Below are 1,944 nucleotides of genomic sequence, written 5' to 3'. Positions count from 1 at the left end.
GGACGGCGCGGGGACGCCGAGATCGCCCGGGTCCTGGACGAGCTGTGCCTGGCGGCCGTGGCCGACCGCCCCGTGGCCGCCCTCTCCGGAGGTCAGCGCCGCCGGGTCCAGGCGGCCACCGCCATGGTCGGCTCACCGCCCCTCCTCCTGCTGGACGAACCGACCGCCGGAGCCGATCCGGAAACCCGCGCGGCCCTGCTGGGCGCTGTCAGGGCTCGGGCGGAAGCGGGCGCGGCCGTCGTCTACACGACTCACTACCTGCCCGAACTGGTCGACCTCGATGCCACGCTGGCACTGGCGCGGGCCGGACGGATCATCGCGCGCGGCACGCAGGAAGAGCTCACCCGCCACCTGCCCGGCGAGCTCAGGGTCACCTTCGCCGACCCCGGCGAACCCGAGCTGCGCCGGCCGACCACGGACCCCGGTGCCGATCTGGCGGCCCTGCTCGCGTCCGGTCGTACGCCCGTGTCCGTCGACGTCCGCCGCCCCGGACTGGACGATCTCTACCGGTCCATGGAAGCCGCGCCGACCGTGACACGGACGGAGGTCCGCGATGCCGCGTGAATCAGTCGCCCGCCTCGCGGTGCTGATCCGCCACAACGTGCTGCTGATGGCGCGCGAACCCGGTCCCGTCCTGAGCCGGATGATCCTCCCGCTCGTCTTCATCACGCTGTTGCGTCCGCTCTACCTGACCGGGCAGGGCCGTACGGCCGGAACGGAACAGGCGGTCGTCGGCACGCTGGTCACGTTCTCGCTGCTCGCGCTCAGCATCTGCGGCGGCGCGATCCTCACCGAACGGCTCGGCCACACCTGGGACCGCCTGCGCGGAACCGCCCTGCGCCCCGCCGAACTGCTCGTCGGCAAGGCCGTTCCGGCCTTCATGGTCCTGCTCGCCCAGCAGTTCCTCATCGTCGGCTTCGCCGTGTGCTTCTTCGACCTGCGTGTCCCGCACCCGTTCCTGCTGCTGGGCGTCCTGCTCAGTTGGAGCTGCGCGCTCCTCGGACTCGGCACCCTGCTCGGGGTGCTGGTCCGCAGCCTGGGCGCGCTCTCGGCCGCCTTCGACATCGGCGGCATGCTGCTGAGCAGCCTCGGAGGGGCGCTCGTCCCGCTCGCCGCCCTGCCGGCCTGGGTCTCGGACGTGGCCCCCGCCTCACCCGGCTACTGGGCCGCTCGCGGCCTGCGTGCCGCCCTGTCCGGTGACCCGTACGCCGTGGCGGAGTCCTGCGGCACGCTCCTCGGCGTGGCACTGGTCTGCGGCGCCGGGGCATCGGCGCGACTGGTGGGGCGCAGCGGCCGGCTGGTGGCGCTCTAGACCCTTTGAGCGGTCACGGTCCTCAGGCTCGGCGCAGCCCCGCGACGAGGGTCTCGACCAGTCTCCGCGCGTCGTAGCGGGGGTCGTTGTGGGCGCCGATGCAGAGGTTGCCGATGCCGCGCATCAGTTGATAGGCCGTCAGGCCGGGGCGGATCTCGTCGGATTCGGCGGCGGCGTCGAGGAGCTCGGTGCACACGGGGAGCAGTCGGTCGAGGAAGTACCTGTGCAGTGCGTCGAACGCCGTGTTGTCCGGCTGCAGGACGGCGGCGAGCCCGTGCTTGGTGACGAGGAAGTCGACGAACAGGTCGATCCACCGTGACAGCGCGGTGTAGGGGGACGCACAGTCGTTCAGCAGGGCCGGACCCGCCTCGGCACAGGCCTCGACCTGGTGCCGGTAGACGGCGACGATGAGATCGGCCCGCGTCGGGAAGTGGCGGTAGATCGTGGCCGTACCGACGCCGGCCCTGGCCGCGATGTCGCGCACGGGTGCCTCCACGCCCGACGTGGCGAAGATCGCGGCGGCGGCGTCCAGCAGCGTTTCCTGGTTGCGCCGGAGCCGGGGGAAGCGGTATGACCGAGCAGACGAGACAGACACCGGCCGAGGACTTCGAACCTGAAGCAGGGTCGCGGGC

General features: G+C 72.3%; 3 protein-coding genes. 2 read left to right on the top strand and 1 reads right to left on the bottom strand.

What is annotated here, in order from left to right:
* Window positions 1–564, top strand: a 564-nt coding sequence (locus tag ACWEBX_RS39775; RefSeq protein WP_451889576.1) for an ATP-binding cassette domain-containing protein, incomplete at its 5' end; no start/stop codon positions are given.
* Window positions 554–1,312, top strand: coding sequence for an ABC transporter permease (locus ACWEBX_RS39770; RefSeq protein WP_451889575.1), 759 nt, complete (start codon window positions 554–556; stop codon window positions 1,310–1,312). The genes ACWEBX_RS39775 and ACWEBX_RS39770, both read left to right, overlap by 11 nt.
* Before the next feature lie 22 nt (window positions 1,313–1,334).
* On the opposite strand, the gene ACWEBX_RS39765 is transcribed toward ACWEBX_RS39770, so the two are convergent.
* Complete coding sequence (locus ACWEBX_RS39765; RefSeq protein ID WP_451889577.1) at window positions 1,335–1,907, bottom strand: TetR/AcrR family transcriptional regulator; 573 nt, start codon at window positions 1,905–1,907, stop codon at window positions 1,335–1,337.
* Between the last annotated feature and the right edge of the window lie 37 nt (window positions 1,908–1,944).

Source organism: Streptomyces sp. NPDC005070 (assembly GCF_053600395.1).
The sequence above is the reverse complement of the archived record's forward strand: the minus strand, read 5'-3'. Positions and strand labels throughout refer to the sequence as shown.